This window comes from Paenibacillus sp. OAS669 (genome assembly GCF_014873645.1).
In the GTDB taxonomy this organism is placed as follows: domain Bacteria; phylum Bacillota; class Bacilli; order Paenibacillales; family NBRC-103111; genus Paenibacillus_S; species Paenibacillus_S vulneris.
The window spans coordinates 115,964-136,386 of the sequence record NZ_JADBDR010000017.1 but is presented as its reverse complement, the minus strand read 5'-3'; the positions used below and the strand labels follow the sequence as shown (position 1 = coordinate 136,386).

Sequence of the window (20,423 nt, the reverse complement as noted above, 5' to 3'; positions counted from 1 at the left end):
TCAGCTGCTTATTTGAAATTAGTCGATACTGACGGAATCCTGGTGCATTTCCTCAGTAAATGTTTTAGGCCGGCCGTATTCCTGCTCCGCTTGCGTTTCGCTCTTGATATCGATCTTCCAGCCCGTCAGCTTGGCAGCCAATCTAGCGTTTTGCCCTTTAATGCCGATAGCAAGGGATAGCTGATAATCAGGTACGATAACACGGGCCATTTTCTCGCTCTCAAACACGTTCACTTCAAGTACCTTGGAAGGACTGAGCGCGTTAGCCACGTATTCGTCTACATTCTCAACCCAGCGTACAATATCGATCTTCTCGCCTTTCAGCTCGTTAACGATTGTTTGGACGCGCATTCCTTTAGGACCGACACAGGAGCCCACAGGATCAACTTCGGGATTGCGTGAATAAACGGCAATTTTGGAACGGAAGCCCGCTTCACGCGCGACGGAACGAATCTCCACGACGCCGTCAAAAATTTCGGGAACTTCCAGCTCGAATAAACGTTTTAAAAGACCCGGATGTGTACGAGATAAAATAATTTGCGGGCCTTTAGTCGTATTTTCCACTTTCGTAATATAAGCCTTTACGCGGTCGCCCTGCTTAAATTTATCTGTCGGCATAAGCTCGGTCAACGGCAGCGCAGCCTCAATTTTGCCCAAATCGATATAAATATTGCGCAGGTCCTGTCTTTGTACAATACCGGTCACAATATCCTCTTCTTTGTCGACGAAAGCATTATAAATCAAACCGCGCTCCGCTTCGCGTATCCGCTGGGTAACAACCTGCTTGGCAGTTTGCGCTGCGATACGGCCGAAATCTCTTGGGGTTACCTCGATCTCGACGATATCGTTCAATTGATAGTTCTGATTCAATTCACGCGCAGCATATAGAGAAATTTCCATACGGGGATCCAATACATCCTCAACCACCGTTTTGCGGGCGTATACTTTGATCAATCCGGTGTGACGGTTAATGTCCACACGCACGTTTTGCGCGGTATTAAAATTACGTTTATAGCTGGAAATCAGTGCCGCTTCAATAGCATCGATCAGCACTTCCTTGGCGATTCCTTTTTCCCTTTCAATTTCCAATAATGCTTCAATAAAATCCATGTTCATTTGAACGGAGCTCCCCCTCTCATAAAATCCACCACTGTTTTAGAACACGATCGCCAGTCTTGCGCTTGCTACTTTGTTGAAAGGAATTTCGTGTTTTTTCTTTCCGATTTCAACGACGACGGTCTGCTCATCAAAGGACAGAAGCGTTCCTTCGAATTCCTTCAACCCATCAACCGGCTCATATGTCGTCACAAATACATGCTGGCCCACTGCCTTATGATAGTCCTGCGTCTTTTTCAAAGGTCGCTCGGCACCCGGCGAGGATACTTCCAGGAAGTAAGCGGTAGGAATCGGATCCTTTTCATCCAATTTTTCACTTAAAAATTCGCTGATACGGCCGCAATCGTCAATATCGATGCCGCCTTCCTTGTCCACATACACTCGTAGAAACCAATTGCTGCCTTCTTTAACATACTCAACATCGACTAATTCAAAGTTGTTCTCATCCAAAAAAGGCTGAAGAAGTGATTCAACTATAGGTTTAATTTGCGAAATCAACCTGCAACCTCCTATCATCAAATGGAAAGCCAGACGCTTTCATCTCTGTAACAAAATGTAAAGAGTGGGTTTCCCCACTCTCTAAGATCCGAACTTATAAACGGTTGTTACCAAAGAAGATTATACCATAAGCCTTATAGGTATGCAATATGAAGACGGCTTGCTTCATTGAAAGAGGAGTGCCTAGAATAGCGACAGCTGGTTGGATTCCGGTAAGCCGCGGAAGCAGCCCATCGAGCCGAGCAGCTCAACGATCGTTTTGGATGCCTTACTGCGTGTTTGGAAATCCTCAATCGACAGGAACGGCCCGTCATCCTTGGCAGCGGCAATATTTTTGGCGGCGTTCACCCCGATCCCCGCTAAAGCAGAGAAAGGAGGGATTAAGGAATCTCCGTCAACCAAAAACTTCGTCGCATCGGATTTGTACAGATCGATTCCTTTGAAGGAAAAGCCTCTGGCCGTCATTTCGAGTGCCATTTCCAGTATGGATACCATCGCCTTCTCTTTTGGCGTAGCCTGGAATGCTTTCTCTTCAATCTCAATCAGCCTGCGCAAAATAGCGTCATAGCCTTGGCAAAGCAGATCAAGCTCGAAATCCTCGGCACGCACCGTAAAGTAAGTCGCGTAAAATGCAATCGGATAGTACAGCTTGAAATAAGCGGTACGAACCGCAGAGATAACGTAAGCGGCGGCATGCGCCTTCGGAAACATGTATTCGATCCGTTCGCAGGATTCGATATACCATGCGGGCACATTGTGCTTCTTCATATCTTCCTTCCACTCAGGCGTCAAACCTTTACCCTTACGAACGCTCTCTGTAATTTTAAAGGCGAGCCCTGCGTCCATTCCCGCCTTATAGATCAAGTACAGCATAATCTCGTCACGACAACCGATAACGGTCTTGATCGTGCAAGTGCCTTTCTTGATCAGCTCCTGGGCGTTGCCAAGCCAAACTCCCGTTCCGTGTGACAAACCGGAAATTTGAAGCAAGTCGGCAAACGATGAAGGCTGCGTTTCCTCCAGCATTTGACGTACGAATTTCGTCCCCATCTCCGGAACGCCGTAAGTTGCTACCGTGCTTCGGATTTGCTCGGGTGTGGCTCCTATGGCCTTGGTCGAGTTAAACATGCTCATGACTTTAGGATCATTCATAGGAATGGTCGTAGGGTCGACTCCGGTCAAGTCCTGCAGCATCCTCATCATGGTCGGATCATCGTGCCCGAGAATATCGAGCTTCAGCAGATTCGCGTCAAAGGCATGGTAGTCAAAGTGCGTCGTCATCCATTCAGCACTTGTATCATCCGCTGGAAACTGGACTGGTGTAATGTCATTCACATCAATGTAATCCGGAACAACTACGATACCGCCAGGATGCTGGCCCGTACTTCGCTTGACCCCGGTACAGCCGGAGGCAAGTCTGCTAACCTCGGCTCCGCGCCATTTCTTCCCCTGCTCCTCTTCAAACTTTTTCACATAACCGAAGGCGGTTTTTTCCGCAATGGTACCGATCGTACCCGCACGGAATACACTTTTCTCACCGAAGAGCACCTTCGTATAGTTATGGGCAACCGGCTGATATTCCCCGGAGAAGTTCAAGTCGATATCGGGGACCTTGTCCCCTTTAAAGCCAAGGAACGTCTCGAACGGAATGTCCTGCCCCTCACCTTTAAGCTTTGCTCCGCATTTAGGACATTCCTTATCCGGGAGGTCAAATCCGCTTGGCACGCTTCCATCCAAAAACCATTCATTATATTGGCAGGATAGACAAACGTAATGCGGGGGCAGTGGATTAACCTCGGATATGCCCAGGAATGTAGCTACGACGGATGAACCTACCGATCCCCGAGACCCTACCAAATATCCGTCCTGGTTAGACTTCTTAACGAGCCGCTCCGATACAAGATAGTTCGCAGAGAACTCGTATTTGATAATCGGCACCAGTTCCTTCTCCAGCCGTGCGACAACGACTTCCGGCAGCGGCTCGCCATAGAGACGTTTGGCCGCATCATAGCATTTGGTCCGGATTTCTTCATCCGCACCTTCGATGATCGGTGCAAACAGTTTATCCGGAAACAGCTGAAGCTCCTCGAATTGGTCAGCCAGATCGCTTGTATTCCGCACGACGACATCGAAGGCAGTCTCTTCACCGAGGAATTGAAACTCTGCCAGCATTTCTTTGGTTGTTCTGAAGTGAACATCCGGCTTCTTCATATCCTTTAATGGACTGAAGCCGGTAATCCCGTTAATCGTAATATCGCGGCATATTTTATCGCGCGGATGCAAGTAATGGACATTACCGGTGGCAATGACCGGCTTGTTGAATTTACGCCCGATATCAATGATTCTACGGGTTGCATCCTCCAGCTGTTCCTTGCTGCCTACCAAGCCCTTGTCCACCAGATGCATATTAACGCAAGTAGGCTGAATTTCCAGCACATCATAGAATTGCGCAACTTCCTCTGCCTCTTCTATGGACTTGTTCAGCACCGTTTCAAAAAACTCACCCTTCTCACAGCCTGATGAAATAATAAGGCCTTCTCTCATGCTTTGGAGCAAGCTCTTAGGAATACACGCGACTCTATGAAAATATTCGGTATGAGACAAAGAAACCAGCGTGTAAAGGTTTTTCTTGCCGACCATGTTCTTTGCATAGATGCAGCAGTGAAACGGTCTTGTGTTTTTCAAGCTTTTGCCGACATCGTCGTTCAGCCGCTCCAGATCGGTTATGCCGCGGTCATTGGCTTCTTTAATAAGATGAAATAAGATATAGCCCAACGCCACGGAGTCGTCAATCGCCCGGTGGTGATTATCCAGGCTGACCTTGAATTTATCGGCGAGCGTGTTCAGACGATGATTTTTCATCGTAGGGAACAACAGCCTTGCCATCTCCAGCGTGTCAAGAGAAGGATTCGTAACCGGCGGCAGACCTAACTGCTTACAGTTCGCCTGAATAAAGCCCATATCAAACCGGGCATTATGAGCAACAAGCACGCAGTCACCTACAAACTCGAGAAACTTGGGAAGCATGTCTGACAGCTCAGGAGCGTCCCTTACCATATCATCCGTAATATTAGTCAGCTGTTGAATGTTGTACGGGATTCTTTCATGAGGGTTAATGAACGTGGCAAAACGGTCGATCTCCTTGCCATCCTTCATCTTCACTCCGGCGATTTCTATAATCTTGTTATGGACGATAGATAAGCCGGTGGTCTCAATATCGAAGATGACGTATTCGGTATCCTTCAAATCCATCGAACGTGCGTTCTCCACTACTGGAACCCCGTCATCCACAACGTTTGCCTCAACACCATAGATCATCTTGATGCCATGCTTCTTAGCCGCTTTATTGGCCTCTGGAAAGCTTTGTACACCGCTGTGATCCGTAACAGCTATAGCTTTGTGGCCCCATTTGGCTGCCGTTTTGATATATTGGTCGATCGGAGTAATTCCGTCCATTGTACTCATGGTTGAATGCAGATGGAATTCGACCCGCTTCTCCGCAGCATCATCCTTGCGGTCCGGCGGCGGCATCACTTCATTGACATCATTCGGGATGAGGACCAGCTCGGGAATTTGCATAAAGCGGTCATATTCCACTTTTCCGCGTACCTTTACCCAAGTGCCATTCTGAATCAGGCTGTAGATTTTAACGTCTTCCTTCGTTTTGGCAAAGGCCTTGATCATCATGGAATCGGTGAAATCCGTTATGTTAAATGTAAACAGGGTGCTGCCGTTTCTAAGCTCCTTCACTTCCAAACCGAACACGGCGCCCTGCAGCGTCACTTTCTTCTCTTCATCCTGAACCATCTGAATCGGTACCGGAGGATCTTTAATCTCGTAGCCTACCATCAGCTTTAACTCTGCTTCAGGGAGAGACTCGGCTTCCTCCACTTCAATAGATGTCATGATCTCTTGGGTGACGATCTTTTCTTCTTCTTCAATTTTTTTGGCGAATTTCTCAAACTCCGCTTCGCGGTTCTCATCCATAGCATAACGAACATGGAAGTCAACGCCAAAGAAATCAGAGAAATACGTCTGCACCCACTGTCCGATATTTTTCTTTTTGGCAAGCTCCAGCCCGATGGAATCCAGTAAAATCAGCGTAAGCTGATGCCCCTGAACCTCTATCTTAGCCCGGGCCATCCAACCGTTGACGGAGGTAGCCTCCCGCTGCACCCACTCAATAAACATTCCCCAATATTCACGAGCCACTAATTCCGGTTCTACATCCTCCGTATACTTCAGCATAAATCGGATTGCTGCAATATGGGCGAATTTGTCACGGATCATCTTGCAAAAGGAACGGTACACGTCATTGGGAACAATGGTGCTTTTTACGATATAAAACGTCCATTCTCTGTTTTTGCGCGTTGTTTCAACTCTATCAATATACCCGTCCTGAAAAAAAGAGTTCACTACATCCACAGGCACATGGGCCTGCTGCATCAGCATCTCAAAGCGTTCTCTCTTCACTGCCGTACTGCTCATGAACTTCCTCCCCCGTAAAACATACAAAGGGCAAACAGGAGATGTTGCTTTCCGATTTGCCCTTGATATCCTTGCAATTAATAAGCTTTACCGAACACGACGGTATGCTTGGAAGCTTCTCCGCATACTAGACATGTTGATTTGTGTTCACCAGGCTCAAACGGGATGTTACGGCTTGTTGCGCCTGTCTCTTCCTTAACCTGAGCTTCACAAGCATCGGATCCGCACCAGCCTGCCAAGGCGAAGCCGCGCTTCTGCTCCAGGAACGACTTGAATTCATCCAGCGTATCCACCGAAGTGAAATTCTCATCGCGGAACTGCTTAGCTCTATCATACATTTGTTGATGGATTTCTTCCAGCATTTTTTGCACTTCTTCGACAAAATGATCCTGCTGGACTACGCGTTTTTCCCCGGAAATTCTCGAAACAAGCACCACTTGTCCGTTTTCCATATCACGAGGTCCCAGCTCTACACGAATCGGTACGCCGCGCATCTCGTATTCATTGAACTTCCAGCCGGGACTTTGATCCGGACGGTCGTCTACCTTTACGCGAACCCCGGCTTGTTTCAGCTGAGCGTACAGCTCATCAACACGGGCTACCACTTGCTCCCTTGTTTTCGGAGGACCGATAGGAATCATGATGACTTGTGTAGGAGCAACTTTAGGCGGCAGAACCAATCCTCTGTCGTCTCCGTGAACCATAATCAACGCACCGATAAGACGCGTGCTTACACCCCAGGATGTCGTATGACAGAAGGTATGCTGATTCTCGCGGTCCAAGTATTTAATATCAAAGGCTACGGCGAAATTAGTGCCCAAGTAATGGGAGGTTCCCGCTTGAACCGCCTTGCCGTCTTTCATCATCGCTTCGATGGAATAGGTATCTACGGCGCCGGCAAACTTCTCCGAAGGGGTCTTCTGTCCGACGATAACCGGAATCGCCAGGAAGTTTTCCGCGAAATCGCGGTAGATTTCTAGCATTTGCATCGTTTCACGACGTGCATCCTCTTCATTCTCGTGCGCTGTATGTCCTTCCTGCCACAAAAACTCGCTCGTCCGCAGGAACGGCTGCGTCCGCTTCTCCCAACGAACCACGTTCGCCCATTGATTGATCAGCAGCGGCAAGTCTCTATACGAATTAATCCATTCGGAATACATATGTCCGATCATAGTCTCTGATGTAGGGCGAATGGCAAGGCGCTCCTCCAGCTTTTCTCCGCCTGCTTCCGTTACCCATGGCAGTTCGGGGTTAAAGCCTTCGACATGCTCCTTCTCTTTTTGGAAAAAGCTTTCCGGAATAAAGATAGGGAAATATGCATTGCGGTGACCTGTTTCTTTGAATCTTGCATCCAGTTCACGTTGGATGTTCTCCCAGATTTCATAGCTGTCCGGCTTAAACACGATGCAACCGCGCACCGGCGAATAGCTCATCAGGTCTGCCTTTTTAATAACATCGATATACCATCTGGAGAAATCCTCGCTTTGAGGTGTAATCTCCTTAACAAACTGCTTCTCTTTGGACATTGGGGGTTCTCCTCCTACAAACTATCATGAGAAAACCTCATATAGAGGCCTTTCATAGATGAGCGAGCGTGTTCAATTGTCACATCTGATGATCTCGGAATCTCTCTTCAACGGAAGGGGCCTAACTCATGAAGCATGCCATACCCATCCTATGTAGTAAACAAAAGCATAGCCCTGCATCAGCAAGGCTATGACTTAGGGATAAACTAGCCTTTAATCAGTCGTAAAATATCGTTATAGGTTACCGCAATCATGAGAAGCATCAGCATCGCAAAGCCGACAAAATGGACGAGGCTCTCTCTGCTTGGGTCAACAGGCTTCCCGCGAAGCGCTTCAAAGCCCAGGAACACTAAGCGGCTTCCATCCAAGGCTGGGAACGGCAGCAGGTTAAACATCCCCAGGTATAAGCTCATGATGGCCGCCCAGAAGGTGTACTGAGGCAAGCCGGCACTGGCTTGTTCGCTGGTGAACTCAACAATGCGGACTGGTCCGCCTAGATCGTCCATTTTGACCTGTAACGTAACGAGCTTGCCGAAGCTGTCCAAGATGGAGACGGCAGCCTGTGACATGCTGCTCCACCCGTTGCTGACCGCATCGGTAAAGGAAGCTTTCCGGTTCTCCGAAATCAGGCTGACACCGACTAAGCCGCCGCCTTTCTCTTCCGGGGTTACTTCTTTACGAATTTGTTCCTTATTGCGTTCAATAATCCAGATCATCGGTTGGTTGATGGACTGCTTGATCATCTTCGTCAGCTTGTTACGGTCAGCACCAATAGGCTCATTATTGACCGAAATAATAATATCATTCGCCATAAGTCCCGCTTTTTCCGCAGGCGAGCCCGCAACGGTACTTTGAATTTTCACTTTATCCGGTACACCGGCCATAAAGGCAACCGTAATGAACAAAATGAACGCGAGAATAAAGTTCATCATCGGTCCTGCGAATATAGACATAGCCCGCTGGCCGACGGTTTTGCTGCCAAATTGGCGATCCCACGGCGCGATCTGGGTTTCCTTGTCTTTGCTTACCATCATCGCTTGGGGATGAACGGAGAACTGCTTGAGCTCGCCATCCATATCGAGCTTGATAAACAGGCGGCGCTCCAAATCGATATCTTCGACAACACCGACCACGGAATCGGAACGATCATCCAGGTCATTCAAATAAATATGGGTCACTTCATTGCCTTTCAATGCCAGAGCAATACGCTGACCGGGGTTAATCTGAACAATCTCTGGATCTTCGCCAGCCATGCGCACAAATCCGCCGATAGGCAGCAGACGAAGGGTATATCGGGTTTCGCCTTTCTTAAAAGAAAGCAGCTTCGGGCCGAAGCCGATCGCAAACTCTCTGACCAGAATCCCGGCCCGCTTGGCGAAATAAAAATGTCCCCACTCATGTATCGTCACCAGAACAAAAAATAGCAGAACAATTTGAAACGCAATTTGCAATGTAGCCAATCGAACGTCCTCCCTTTAAGCATCGCGATTAGTCAAAGACCAGTTCCATGGTCGGGCTCATTCTTTTCATTAAGATTAACATTATTTGCGATATGAATACAAGCCGAGCCATGTTATGAACATATTATCTTGTCGATGAAATGATGCCAGGGAATTTACCTGTTCCAATTAACTTCCCATTCTTGCTGTCTGTCTTGCCCATGTATCCGCGGCTGTGATTTGTTCCAAATCCGGATGCGCAACCGGATCATGCCGATCCAGAGCGCTTGCAATAATATCTTCAATTTGTAAAAATCCGATTTCACCCTTCAAGAAGCGTTCAACGGCTACTTCGTTCGCAGCATTGTATACCGTTGGCGTTGTCCCGCCCGCTCTGCCGCTGTCGAAAGCCATTTTCAGGCAGGGAAAGCGGACATAGTCCATCTCGCGAAAGGTCAATTTGCCCATAGCAGCCAAATTCAACGGTTGAGACGGTGTAGCTATACGATTCGGATAAGTGAGGGCGTACTGGATAGGGACCCGCATATCCGGATTGCCAAGCTGAGCAATAATGCTGCAGTCCATAAACTCCACATAAGAGTGAATGATGCTTTCAGGATGTATCAGTACCTCAATCTGATCATAAGGCAGCCCGAACAGCCAATGGGCTTCGATAACCTCTAGCCCCTTGTTAACCATAGTGGCAGAATCGATGGTGATTTTGGCTCCCATCGACCAATTCGGATGTTTTAACGCCTGCTCCACTGTCACATCTCTGAGCTGCTCGCGGGAATACTCTCTGAAGGAGCCACCTGAGGCAGTAAGCATTATTTTTTTGATGTCTTTCCTGGACTCGCCGTTCAGACATTGGAAAATGGCAGAATGCTCGCTGTCGATCGGAATCAGCTTGACGCCGTGACGTTCGGCTTCGGCCGTAACCAGATGGCCCGCACTGACCAAGGTTTCTTTGTTCGCCAGCCCGATATGCTTTCCCGCCCGAATGGCTGCGAGGGTAGGCTCCAGGCCTTGACTCCCTACGACCGCTGTTACTACATCGGAAGCATCGGTACCTGCTGCAATTTCAATAAGACCTTGATCCCCGTAAAAAATTTGGGTACCTGCGGGAACATGCATCTTCATTTGATCAGCAAGCTCCTTCGTTGCGACGGAAACCTTGGCGGGACGAAATTGATGTACCTGATCCAGCAGGAGCTTCACATTATAGCCGCCTGCCAATCCCACAATTTTAAACTGTTCCGGGTGATGGGAAATAACGTCCAATGTTTGTGTACCGATGGAACCGGTTGATCCAAGTATGGAAATGTGCTTCATGTTTCACCTCGAACAATCGAATTAGGTATGGGGAAGTAACGAAAGCAGATGAACAACCGGAAACACGATCAGCCAGCTATCCACCCGGTCTAGTACACCGCCGTGCCCTGGAAGGATGGCCCCCGTATCCTTAATGCCCTTTACCCGCTTATAAGCAGATTGGATTAAATCCCCCATTTGTCCGACTATAGCGATGATGATACCGAGAAGCAACGCCTGTTTCCAAGAGAGCAGTTCAGGTGAAGCCAATGAAAAACAGATAGCCACAATGATGGAAAGAACAACTCCTCCTGCGGCGCCTTCAATCGATTTCTTAGGACTAATAGTCGGCCACAAGGGATGCTTGCCAATTGCTGACCCTGTGAAGTACGCGCCGGAGTCCGTAGCCCAAATGCAGAAGAAAACAAGTAGCGTCCAGAACATCCCGTTCTCCATAGCACGAGTCTCGATCATGTAATGAAAACCGATACCCACGTACACCATCCCTAAGAACATCATGACCACGTGATCAATGGTTACCTCATTCTTGGAAACGACGGTAGCGCATAAGAAAATGAACATAAACAACCATATCATACGGTCCATGGATCCAACCGACGCAAGTTGAAGCGTATTCCACGGTATCGTTAAGCATGCTGTACCTATGTATCCGAAAAGGGCTGTAATACGATATGGCGTCAGCCCATTCATTCGTAAAAACTCATTAAAACCGATCAGGGACAGAATGACAATTAATCCGGCAAACCAGTATGCGCCTAGATACAATAGAATCATGAAGCCTAAACCGGCAATGACCCCAGTGATGATTCGCTGCTTCAAATTCATTCCTCCAATTACTGCTACAATCCTCCGTAACGCCGGGCTCTTCGTTGATACTCCTGGATTGCCTCATAAAAATGCCGCTCCGTAAAGTCAGGCCAGCACAAATCCGTAAACCATAACTCCGAATAAGCCAGCTGCCACATCAAAAAATTACTGATACGAAGCTCGCCGCTCGTACGGATCAACAGATCCGGATCAGGAAGCGGGTAGGTCAATAAGTATTGGCCAAATTTCGATTCATCCACTTCATCCAATGTAACTTTACCGGATGCCACATCCTCTGCCAGCTTTTTAACACCAGATAGCATTTCTCTGCGGCTTCCGTAATTCAAAGCAAAATTTAAAATAAGTCCCGTATTGTTCTTGGTTTGCTCAATCGCTTTCTGAATCGCCTCTAGTGTATAGTTTGGCAAACTTTCCTGCCATCCAGTCATACGAATCTGCACGTTGTTGGCGATAAGCTCATCGATCTCTTTTGGAAAAAATTCTAGAGGAAGCTTCATTAAATACTCGACTTCTTCCTTGGGTCTTTTCCAGTTTTCGGTTGAAAATGCATACATGGTCAGCACATTAATGCCGATAGCATTCGCAGCCATAGTAATCTTTTTTACGTTTTTCATACCTGAATGGTGCCCCGCAATACGCGGCAAGCCGCGCTTCTGAGCCCATCGCCCATTGCCATCCATGATAACCGCAACATGGTTCGGAATATTATCGGCATCGATCCGTTCTACCCACTCGTCATTCTGAGCCTTGCTTCCAAACCATTTCTTGAAAGGCATCATTTCTTTTTCCTCCAATAAGGAAAGTGTAAAAGCCCCCTCGAAAGGGGGTCTTCTATCATTATACTTCCATAATTTCCTTTTCTTTAGCTGCTAACACTTTCTCTACTTCACCGATATATTTATCAGTAAACTTCTGGATGTCTTCTTGATGCTTGCGGGATTCGTCCTCAGAGATGCCCGACTTTTCCAGCTTCTTGATCTCATCGTTTGCGTCGCGGCGAATGTTACGGATAGCAACCTTAGCTTCTTCACCGAATTTGCGAGTCATTTTCACCAGCTCGGTACGACGCTCTTCCGTAAGGGCCGGAATCACAATGCGGATCATCGATCCATCGTTGGAAGGAGTCAACCCCAGATCGGATTTCATAATAGCCTTCTCAATAGCGGCGACGGAGCTTTTATCCCATGGCTGAATCATAAGGGTACGGGAGTCCGGTGTATTAATGTTGGCTAATTGATTAATAGGCGTCATAGCCCCGTAATATTCCACTTGAATGCGATCAAGCAAAGACGGAGTCGCTCTGCCTGCCCGAAGGCTGGCCAACTCTCTCTTCAACGAACCGATTGCTTTTTCCATGCGGTCTTCCGCATTCTTTTTAATCGATTGTGGCATAATCGTTAAACACTCCCTTTTACAATCGTACCTATTTTTTCTCCGAGAACAACCTTCTTGATGTTGCCGCTCTCGGTTATGGAAAACACGATTAACGGAATATTATTGTCCATGCAGAGAGAAGAAGCCGTTGAATCCATTACGCCCAGATTATTGCTTAACACTTCCATATAGGTTAGCGTCTCAAACTTCTGTGCATTGGCATCCTTGAACGGATCTGCGGAATAAACCCCGTCCACTTTATTTTTGGCCATAAGAATGACTTCCGCCTCGATCTCAGCCGCTCTTAATGCCGCTGTCGTATCGGTTGAGAAATAAGGATTCCCTGTACCAGCTGCAAAGATGACAACCCGGCCTTTTTCCAAGTGGCGAATCGCTCTTCTGCGAATATAAGGCTCTGCCACCTGCTGCATGGTTATGGACGTTTGCACACGTGTCGGCACTCCGATCGTCTCCAGGGCATCCTGAAGCGCCAAGGAATTCATGACGGTCGCGAGCATCCCCATATAATCCGCAGTGGCACGGTCAATCCCCTTCGCACTGCCGGCAATACCTCTCCAGATGTTCCCGCCTCCTACAACAACGGCAACCTCTACATTCAAATCGACAACCTCTTTGACTTGCGCTGCGATCGAGGAAATCATATCGGAATCGATTCCGTATCCCTGCTGACCTGCCAGTGCTTCTCCGCTCAGTTTCAATATGACTCTTTTAAAGATTGGCTGTACCAAGCTTCACTACCCCCGTTCGTCAATCAGCTGTCATGCTCGTTTATGTTTAAAAAAGAAGGAACACTAAGTGTTCCCACGTTTTACTTTTCCGTATTTATGTACGGTAAATGATAAATTTCCGTTTCAGCAGCAACTTATCATTTACCGTAAGTATATCCAAATAAGTTAAGATAGGTTCTTACGAACTTCTCTTATTATTTTTTCACTTGAGCCATAACTTCTTCAGCAAAGTTCTCTTGTTTTTTCTCCAAGCCTTCGCCCAATTCAAAACGAACGAAACGACGGATTGTGATGTTCTCACCGATCGTTGCTACTTTTTCGTTGACCAGTTGTCCGATAGTTTTGTCCGGATCTTTAACGAATGGTTGCTCCATCAAGCAGTACTCTTCGTAGTATTTGCCAAGACGGCCTTCTACCATTTTTTGAACGATGTTAGCTGGTTTGCCTTCGTTCAAAGCTTGTGCAGTCAAGATTTCGCGTTCTTTATCCAATGCATCCTGAGGAACTTCTTCACGACGAACATACAATGGGCTCGAAGCCGCGATATGCATAGCAACGTCTTTAACAAATTCACGGAATTGATCTGTTTTACCAACGAAGTCCGTTTCGCAGTTAACTTCTACCAATACGCCAATACGGCCACCAGCGTGGATATAGGATTCTACAGTGCCTTCAGTAGCAATACGGCCTGCTTTGTTAGCTGCTGCAGACAATCCTTTCTCACGAAGGATATCAGCTGCTTTGGACAAATCGCCGTTAGCCTCTTCCAACGCTTTTTTACAATCGAGCATACCTGCTCCTGTTCTTTCGCGCAATTCTTTAACCGATGCTGCATTAACTGCCATGGTTTGGCCTCCTTATATTTTGTCTATGACCCTAAAAAAAGGGCGGTGAAAGGATTTTGCACCTTTGAACCACCCTTTCCTATTCAGCATTAAGCTGTTGTTTGTTCACCTTGATGTGCTTCGATAACTGCATCAGCAATTTTAGCTGTCAGCAATTTCACGGCACGGATCGCATCGTCGTTACCAGGGATAACATAATCGATTTCGTCCGGATCGCAGTTAGTATCAACGATACCAACGATTGGGATACCCAATTTGCGAGCTTCCGCGACCGCGATACGCTCTTTACGAGGATCGATTACGAACAATGCGCTTGGAAGACCCTTCATATTCTTAATTCCGCCAAGGAATTTCTCCAAACGGTCTTTTTCCTTGCGAAGAATAATAACTTCTTTCTTAGGAAGCACTTCGAAAGTACCGTCTTCTTCCCATTTCTCAAGCTGTTTCAAGCGATCGATACGCTTTTGAATGGTTTGGAAGTTAGTCAGCGTACCACCCAACCAGCGTTGGTTGATGTAGTACATTCCACAACGCTCTGCTTCTTCCGCAACGGAATCTTGAGCTTGCTTCTTAGTACCTACGAACAAAATCGTGCCGTTCTCATCAGCAACAGATTTTACGAAGTTGTAAGCTTCTTCCACTTTCTTGACCGTTTTTTGCAGGTCGATAATGTAAATACCGTTTCTTTCAGTGAAGATGTAACGATCCATTTTAGGATTCCAACGACGGGTTTGATGACCGAAGTGTACCCCAGCTTCCAAAAGCTGTTTCATGGAGATTACTGCCATCTTCACACACCTCCTCTAAATTGGTTTTTTGGGTCTCCTCCGCAAGTCGCATCTTCGACATAAAACTACCGGAATCGGCAGCACCATTATGCGAATTAACCTGCGTGCGTTTTAACACCGTCAATAAATATACCACAACTGAATATCGTATGCAACATCTTCTATTATTAGAACAAAAGCCTAACCTCATTCAAGGTCAGACTCTTATTGTGACGTTAAATTCGTAAGAACCTGTGTCAGATCCTGCGGACCCTTAAAGACGTGCACGCCCGCAACGATCTTATCATTCAGCTGCTGCTTGTACATCGCATCCTCGAACGCTTTACGATCGCTGATAACCCCGCTCTGCTGCAGCAAGTCGGCTACGTTCCCCGCGGTAAGCCCCTTGGATATGAAGATATAAGTTTCCTTGGCAGGCTCCTTCGCAGCTTGGGCAGGCGCGTTTGCCGCTTGCTTCTCCTTCTCTTCCTTAAGCTTCTGCTGTACCAAAGCATCCGCCTGCGCTTGATTATACAATTTCTGATCCAACTCATTCACTTGAAAATATTTGGAGGCTGCTTCCTTCAGCTTTTGCTTATCAAGCTCCTGGAGCTCCAATCCATTAGCCTGCTGAGGGGATACCGCAATATTCATAACCTGCAGCAATAAGGCCCCGGCTATAAGGCCTAAACCCAACCCGAATAAAAGCGATCTATTTTTGAGCATTCAACTGTTCCTCCTGCTTGGCTAATTGAAGGATCAGGTTGACCTCACCTTTGTTCATGTTTAATTTTTTCGCTATGTGGTCCGTCGATTTCCCTTGCTCATGGAGCTCGAATAATTCCGCATAGCGGCTTCGGATGTTCATTCCTTCCGGTTCACTCTGGGGTTCGGAATGATCGGTGCCCTGCAGCTGGTCAATCTCTAGCTGAGCAGCCGCCGCTTCAGCAAAATCGATGCGTCCCGCAGGTTGATCAAGTTGCTTCTGAAGATCCGCGTATGCCGCACCAAGCTTCAGCAATTCCTGATTGGAATGAGCGAATTGATGTTCCAGGCTTTCCAATCTGGACGACAGCTTGGCTTGATGGATTTCATGATCCTTCTTGAGCTCTGCCAGTTGACGAATCAATGCCTCATTCTGCTCCTCCAGCTCACCGGCAAAATGCTCCATGGTTTGTTCAATTTCGTTGATGCTGGGCGATGACTTCCCATTGGACGTGTTTGTCTTCGGTACAAGTGTGGCATACACGATAAACACCAAGCCAACGAGTACAATATATACCCAAGGTTGATACAATCTTATCACCTTTTTCTGCTAGTCACGTACCTTCTGCGATGATTACAGGGATAAATCGATGTGCCTTCCTTTGAAGGGATGCTCACTCATCTCCATGGAAGCAGGGTTGGAATCCGCATCCCCTTTTTTCCTTGGAGATTTTTTAGAGCGGCTCTCGGATTTTTCCTTCTCTTTATCGAAAAGGGCTGCTTTATGCGCATGCTCGCTTTTTCCCGCCAGTTGCCGTTCTTTCTCCGTATGCTTCAAGGTATCATCAGCGAGCAAAGCCTGGTCCTGAATCGGCTTTTGATTCAACTGGTTTTGCTTCAATCCGGCTTCATCGTTCTTGTGCAAAACAAACTGCAGCTCCACAGGCCTCAAGCTCATCGCAATCCCTCCCTAAGCTGGTTTATGCTCTATGTAATGGGAATCATGGCAATGTCCCCATTCGCCAATTGAAACTTAACGTGGGAAACGTGATCTTTTATAAATTTCGTATACCTGCCAATTACAATTTTGACTCCACTATATATAGTAGAAACAACTTCAACTTTGGCTTTATCCGAATCTTCCAGCGAACGCTCAATTTCAAATATACGTTCCTTGTACCCGGCTTGCTCTTCAGCAATTTGCTTCTTGGTATGGTTAAGCTTGATTCTCATCGAAACTTTATCTGGTCCAAGCTGCCCTGCTGCCGCTAATTGATCCAGTAATGCTAGCGCTTTCTCGGTTTTGTCGAAGTTCTCGTTAACCGACTTCAGCTGCGAACGAAGCTGAACCAGCTCATTTCGCAATTCAGGCAGTACGCCGACCTCAATGACCGTTGCCGTTGACATGGAATTACCTATCGTTCTGGCTACAACGTTCTCACCCGATTGAATGACTCCACCGACTATTAAGCCTTTGGTGCCTTTACAAATGACATTTTTGGACGCGCGAATATTGGAATGCATAATACTTTGGGTTACAAAGATTTCTTCGGCTATAACCGTCGCATCCTGAATAAAGGAGCTTTTCACTCTTTTTCCCGCTCGAATCATAGCTTTATTATGGCCAAGAATTCCGCCGTTGATTTCGATAGAGCCTTCTGCCTCGAGATCTGCTCCCTCTACGCTTCCGGTAATCCGGAGATCTCCCGCAGCCTTGATTTTAAACCCGCTCAAAACATTGCCCCGGATCACGACGGAACCGACAAAATCGATATTTCCAACGTTATAATCAACGTCTCCATTGACCTCAAAGATCGGGAATACATTAATTTTGTCGCGCTCCGTTGTCACAATCATCCCATCAATAGCCGCGTAAAGCGCTTTTTGCTCGGGATCGGCAACTACGTTTTTGCCGATTTTCAAGCGGGCTTCCTTACCATCCTTCGGAGGAAGAACTTCACCGGTAACCGCTTTGCCTGGAGTTCCTGCGGTTGCCGGCATTTTTTGGGCAAGCAATTGGCCTTTGCGAACATTGCTAATGGTCGTTATTTCTCTATAATCGACTTTGCCGCTCTCTAGCTCGGCTGGCTTCTTTGCATCACTTGCTACCTCATAAGCAAGCTTAATGTAACCATCTTTGCCCGGAATGGGTGAAGTGCCGCTCGCAACCAGTGTTTTGGCTTGAAAGTAAGCTTTAGGATTGCGGGCAATCGAGCTAAGCATATCTAAATCAATGCCATGTACAATATGATAGGAATGGAGCAACTCTTCCAACTGAGTTAACGTTACCTCCAAGCCTTCCTCCGGCTGCTTAAACTGAAGAAAGGCTTGGGCCTTGTCGTCCGACAATGTGATCTCGGCATAATAACTTAGCGGAATCGAAGATTCACTCATTATTCTCCCCCACTTTCTTCCGATCAAGTTTCTTGAAACAGCTGCGTCTTAAAGCGGCTCAATGAGCCACGAAGACGTAAAATCGCTTTGGAATGAAGTTGTGAGATTCTAGATGGCGATAAGCTCATGACTTCCGCTATTTCACTTAGCGATAGCTCCTCATAATAAAATAAGGAGACTACGGTTCGTTCCTTATCCGTTAGACGCTCTATAGCCTTTGCCAGCGTTTCTTTCAAATAAAACTCATTCACCTTGTATTCAGGGTTTTTGGCCTTCTCGTCAATTAACAGAGATAGCCGCGTCTCGGAATCTTCTTCTCGGATAGGATCATCAATGGAGCAAACGGTAGTAATTGCAATTTCCTGAACCATCTGCTGAAACTCGTTCTCGCTGACTTGTAAATAGGAACTGATTTCCGCATCCGTCACGGAACGCAAATACTGCTGCTCCAGCAATTGATATGCTTCTTCGATTTTTTTGGACTTTTCCCTGATCGAACGCGGTACCCAGTCTCCCTGGCGCAGCCCGTCAATAATAGCGCCCCGAATCCGCCAGGAAGCATAGGTTTCAAACTGAAGACCGCGTTCATAATCAAACTTCTCTATAGCATCGATAAGACCCATGACGCCATAGCTTGCCAAATCATCTTTCGATACATTTTTGGGCAGACCGATAGACAGACGGTTCGATACATATTCGACCAGTGGCAAATAGTTCTCAATCAGTGACTGTTTAGCTTCAATTACACCGAATTCCTTCCACTGCTTCCACACATCGATATTCGGTAAATGCGATTTTTGTTGAATCATAACCGGTTGTCACCACCCTTATTCTTCCGCCATACGACGTACCGCTTGCGCCATCTCTCCTGGTTCCATGCTATTAGTCTTGCTGGACAGCTTCGGTGGATTTAACGGAGCGAATCCTGAATCCATCGAGGATGCTTTCGGATCAAGCGAATCCTTTAACATTTGATGGATGGAAGCATCGTCCTCCGGAGTTTGCAAATCCAGAGCCGCTCCCTTTCCCTCTTCATCCGATACGCCATCTTTCAAATCGGTATTCAACTGATTAAGACCGGCTATTGTGCCGAGAATCCACCTGAATAAAAAAATCACAATAAATACGATAGCAAAGCTGTATACGCTTCTTAACAAGCTCGTTGTCCAAATATTCGTTGAAATTGAGCTTATGAACGTAATTACTAATGAAATAAGGCCGATAATCAGGTTCCATCGAACTGTTCCAATCATTAGCTAAAGCTCCTTTACTCCATTTTGAACGCTGCGAATGACCAGGGTGCCCGTCTCACAATCAAATTCAATTGTTCTTCCGTAATTGCCGCCCGTGTCTTCAGCCTTCAAAGGGATCAAATAACGCTTTAACATTTCCTTGCAAGACTCTACGTTTCTCGGTCCGATTCTCATGGTGTCCGAATTACCGCCGAAAGCGAACATTTGGGAGCCTCCAGCCATCTTGGCTTCCATTCTGCTTATGGATGCGCCCAAGCTCTCCATACGCTGAATCATTTCAGGAACTGCCGTATCCGCATACTTTGCAATGTTAAGCGTTCCTTCTCTGGCAATTTCCGAAGTCGGCAGCATCACGTGCGCCATCCCGGCAACCTTCGCTTTAGCGTCATATAACGTAAGCCCTACGCAGGACCCTAAACCCGTCGTCTTCAACACTCCGGTCAAGTGAGCAACATTCAGGTCCGCCATGCCTACCTTGATGAACTTATCCTGGATCATAGAGAATCTACTCCCAGGGCTTTAAAAATTTTGTCGAATGATTCCGGATCAGGAATTAAGAAGAAGTGGCCCTTGACTTCCTCATTCCCGTCCAAAAACTTCGTATCAATTAACAATGCGTGATCGCCCATTTGACCGAATTGTAGGAGACCAAAGCTGAGAATCGCTCCCGCCATATCAATGGCTATGGAAGGTACGGTTGGCGACATGGCCAATTGCGTGAAATCTGCAAGGGAGGACAAATAAGATCCAGCCAAAATATTGCCAATCTCACTCAAAGCAGAAAGTTCCATCTCTGTATAATTTTCGTCATGAGTCGCCATAATTCCTACCAAACTGCGCAACAATTTTTTGGCTGACTCCAATGTTAAGATAAAAAATAGATTCCCGGGCGTTTCTCCCTCAACCCGAAGGAAAATCGCGATGACGACTTCTTCCGCACCGCCTACACTGTCTGCGATTTCTTCAAACGCAACAACACGCACCTTGGGTACCAGCATGTCAACGGGCTTATCCAAAAGCTTGGATAAGGCCGTTGCCGCATGACCTGCGCCTATGTTGCCGACTTCCTTAAGCACATCCATTTGAAAATCTGCTAGTCGGTTGAATAA

20 protein-coding genes are annotated in these 20,423 nt (G+C 47.0%); all 20 read right to left on the bottom strand.

Annotated features, from left to right (window positions below):
- Window positions 1-18: 18 nt before the first annotated feature.
- The 20 genes from nusA to GGC63_RS28705 all read right to left on the bottom strand — a co-directional run bounded on the left by nusA (window position 19) and on the right by GGC63_RS28705 (window position 20,396).
- A complete protein-coding gene (gene nusA, locus GGC63_RS28800) occupies window positions 19-1,116 on the bottom strand; it encodes a transcription termination factor NusA (RefSeq protein ID WP_192705215.1) in 1,098 nt (365 codons plus the stop codon).
- Between the two features lie 39 nt (window positions 1,117-1,155).
- Window positions 1,156-1,632: a ribosome maturation factor RimP gene (gene rimP, locus GGC63_RS28795; protein WP_079910231.1), complete on the bottom strand. Its 477-nt coding sequence runs from the start codon at window positions 1,630-1,632 to the stop codon at window positions 1,156-1,158.
- 165 nt (window positions 1,633-1,797) lie between these two features.
- Window positions 1,798-6,102 carry a PolC-type DNA polymerase III gene (locus tag GGC63_RS28790; RefSeq protein WP_192705214.1) on the bottom strand — a complete coding sequence of 1,435 codons (4,305 nt, stop codon included), beginning with the start codon at window positions 6,100-6,102 and terminating at the stop codon, window positions 1,798-1,800.
- Between the two features lie 77 nt (window positions 6,103-6,179).
- On the bottom strand, window positions 6,180-7,628 hold the full coding sequence (gene proS / locus GGC63_RS28785; protein WP_192705213.1) for a proline--tRNA ligase: 1,449 nt from the start codon (window positions 7,626-7,628) through the stop codon (window positions 6,180-6,182).
- Between the two features lie 206 nt (window positions 7,629-7,834).
- Window positions 7,835-9,088: an RIP metalloprotease RseP gene (gene rseP, locus GGC63_RS28780; RefSeq protein ID WP_192705212.1), complete on the bottom strand. Its 1,254-nt coding sequence runs from the start codon at window positions 9,086-9,088 to the stop codon at window positions 7,835-7,837.
- A gap of 168 nt (window positions 9,089-9,256) precedes the next feature.
- On the bottom strand, window positions 9,257-10,399 hold the full coding sequence (locus GGC63_RS28775) for a 1-deoxy-D-xylulose-5-phosphate reductoisomerase (protein ID WP_192705211.1): 1,143 nt from the start codon (window positions 10,397-10,399) through the stop codon (window positions 9,257-9,259).
- A gap of 21 nt (window positions 10,400-10,420) precedes the next feature.
- Entirely contained in the window at window positions 10,421-11,218 is a 798-nt protein-coding gene (locus GGC63_RS28770) for a phosphatidate cytidylyltransferase (protein WP_192705210.1), read from the bottom strand.
- Window positions 11,219-11,238: 20 nt separating this feature from the next.
- Complete coding sequence (locus GGC63_RS28765; protein ID WP_192705209.1) at window positions 11,239-12,006, bottom strand: isoprenyl transferase; 768 nt, start codon at window positions 12,004-12,006, stop codon at window positions 11,239-11,241.
- Window positions 12,007-12,064: 58 nt separating this feature from the next.
- Window positions 12,065-12,619 carry a ribosome recycling factor gene (gene frr / locus GGC63_RS28760; RefSeq protein WP_079910238.1) on the bottom strand — a complete coding sequence of 185 codons (555 nt, stop codon included), beginning with the start codon at window positions 12,617-12,619 and terminating at the stop codon, window positions 12,065-12,067.
- 5 nt (window positions 12,620-12,624) lie between these two features.
- Entirely contained in the window at window positions 12,625-13,350 is a 726-nt protein-coding gene (pyrH, locus tag GGC63_RS28755; RefSeq protein ID WP_079910239.1) for a UMP kinase, read from the bottom strand.
- A gap of 194 nt (window positions 13,351-13,544) precedes the next feature.
- The gene (gene tsf, locus GGC63_RS28750) at window positions 13,545-14,195 is read right to left on the bottom strand and encodes a translation elongation factor Ts (protein ID WP_079910240.1); all 651 of its coding nucleotides are present in this window, start codon (window positions 14,193-14,195) and stop codon (window positions 13,545-13,547) included.
- Between the two features lie 89 nt (window positions 14,196-14,284).
- On the bottom strand, window positions 14,285-14,983 hold the full coding sequence (gene rpsB, locus GGC63_RS28745) for a 30S ribosomal protein S2 (RefSeq protein WP_028550454.1): 699 nt from the start codon (window positions 14,981-14,983) through the stop codon (window positions 14,285-14,287).
- A gap of 204 nt (window positions 14,984-15,187) precedes the next feature.
- Window positions 15,188-15,688, bottom strand: coding sequence for a hypothetical protein (locus GGC63_RS28740; RefSeq protein WP_079910241.1), 501 nt, complete (start codon window positions 15,686-15,688; stop codon window positions 15,188-15,190).
- Entirely contained in the window at window positions 15,675-16,259 is a 585-nt protein-coding gene (locus GGC63_RS28735) for a DUF6115 domain-containing protein (protein WP_192705208.1), read from the bottom strand. Before GGC63_RS28735 ends, GGC63_RS28740 begins: the two co-directional genes overlap by 14 nt.
- A gap of 42 nt (window positions 16,260-16,301) precedes the next feature.
- Window positions 16,302-16,625, bottom strand: coding sequence for a hypothetical protein (locus GGC63_RS28730; protein ID WP_192705207.1), 324 nt, complete (start codon window positions 16,623-16,625; stop codon window positions 16,302-16,304).
- 29 nt (window positions 16,626-16,654) lie between these two features.
- Window positions 16,655-18,061, bottom strand: a complete 1,407-nt coding sequence (locus tag GGC63_RS28725) for a DUF342 domain-containing protein (protein WP_192705206.1) — start codon at window positions 18,059-18,061, stop codon at window positions 16,655-16,657.
- Between the two features lie 23 nt (window positions 18,062-18,084).
- Window positions 18,085-18,870, bottom strand: coding sequence for a FliA/WhiG family RNA polymerase sigma factor (locus tag GGC63_RS28720; protein WP_079910245.1), 786 nt, complete (start codon window positions 18,868-18,870; stop codon window positions 18,085-18,087).
- 18 nt (window positions 18,871-18,888) lie between these two features.
- Entirely contained in the window at window positions 18,889-19,314 is a 426-nt protein-coding gene (locus GGC63_RS28715; RefSeq protein WP_192705205.1) for a hypothetical protein, read from the bottom strand.
- A 3-nt stretch (window positions 19,315-19,317) separates the two neighbouring features.
- Entirely contained in the window at window positions 19,318-19,812 is a 495-nt protein-coding gene (locus GGC63_RS28710; RefSeq protein ID WP_079910247.1) for a chemotaxis protein CheD, read from the bottom strand.
- Window positions 19,809-20,396 (bottom strand): chemotaxis protein CheC, encoded by a 588-nt coding sequence (locus GGC63_RS28705; protein WP_192705258.1) that lies wholly within the window; start codon window positions 20,394-20,396, stop codon window positions 19,809-19,811. Before GGC63_RS28705 ends, GGC63_RS28710 begins: the two co-directional genes overlap by 4 nt.
- Window positions 20,397-20,423 lie beyond the last annotated feature (27 nt).

Coding starts and splice junctions, on each gene's coding strand:
- GGC63_RS28710 (WP_079910247.1), bottom strand. CDS start 19,812: ATGATCCAGGATAAGTTCATCAAGGTAGGCATGGCGGACCTGAATGTT.
- proS (WP_192705213.1), bottom strand. CDS start 7,628: ATGTCCAAAGAGAAGCAGTTTGTTAAGGAGATTACACCTCAAAGCGAG.
- tsf (WP_079910240.1), bottom strand. CDS start 14,195: ATGGCAGTTAATGCAGCATCGGTTAAAGAATTGCGCGAAAGAACAGGA.
- GGC63_RS28790 (WP_192705214.1), bottom strand. CDS start 6,102: ATGAGCAGTACGGCAGTGAAGAGAGAACGCTTTGAGATGCTGATGCAG.
- GGC63_RS28775 (WP_192705211.1), bottom strand. CDS start 10,399: ATGAAGCACATTTCCATACTTGGATCAACCGGTTCCATCGGTACACAA.
- rimP (WP_079910231.1), bottom strand. CDS start 1,632: ATGATAGGAGGTTGCAGGTTGATTTCGCAAATTAAACCTATAGTTGAA.
- GGC63_RS28740 (WP_079910241.1), bottom strand. CDS start 15,688: ATGCTCAAAAATAGATCGCTTTTATTCGGGTTGGGTTTAGGCCTTATA.
- rpsB (WP_028550454.1), bottom strand. CDS start 14,983: ATGGCAGTAATCTCCATGAAACAGCTTTTGGAAGCTGGGGTACACTTC.
- GGC63_RS28765 (WP_192705209.1), bottom strand. CDS start 12,006: ATGATGCCTTTCAAGAAATGGTTTGGAAGCAAGGCTCAGAATGACGAG.
- GGC63_RS28725 (WP_192705206.1), bottom strand. CDS start 18,061: ATGAGTGAATCTTCGATTCCGCTAAGTTATTATGCCGAGATCACATTG.
- GGC63_RS28705 (WP_192705258.1), bottom strand. CDS start 20,396: ATGGATGTGCTTAAGGAAGTCGGCAACATAGGCGCAGGTCATGCGGCA.
- GGC63_RS28730 (WP_192705207.1), bottom strand. CDS start 16,625: ATGAGCTTGAGGCCTGTGGAGCTGCAGTTTGTTTTGCACAAGAACGAT.
- GGC63_RS28715 (WP_192705205.1), bottom strand. CDS start 19,314: ATGATTGGAACAGTTCGATGGAACCTGATTATCGGCCTTATTTCATTA.
- frr (WP_079910238.1), bottom strand. CDS start 12,619: ATGCCACAATCGATTAAAAAGAATGCGGAAGACCGCATGGAAAAAGCA.
- GGC63_RS28720 (WP_079910245.1), bottom strand. CDS start 18,870: ATGATTCAACAAAAATCGCATTTACCGAATATCGATGTGTGGAAGCAG.
- nusA (WP_192705215.1), bottom strand. CDS start 1,116: ATGAACATGGATTTTATTGAAGCATTATTGGAAATTGAAAGGGAAAAA.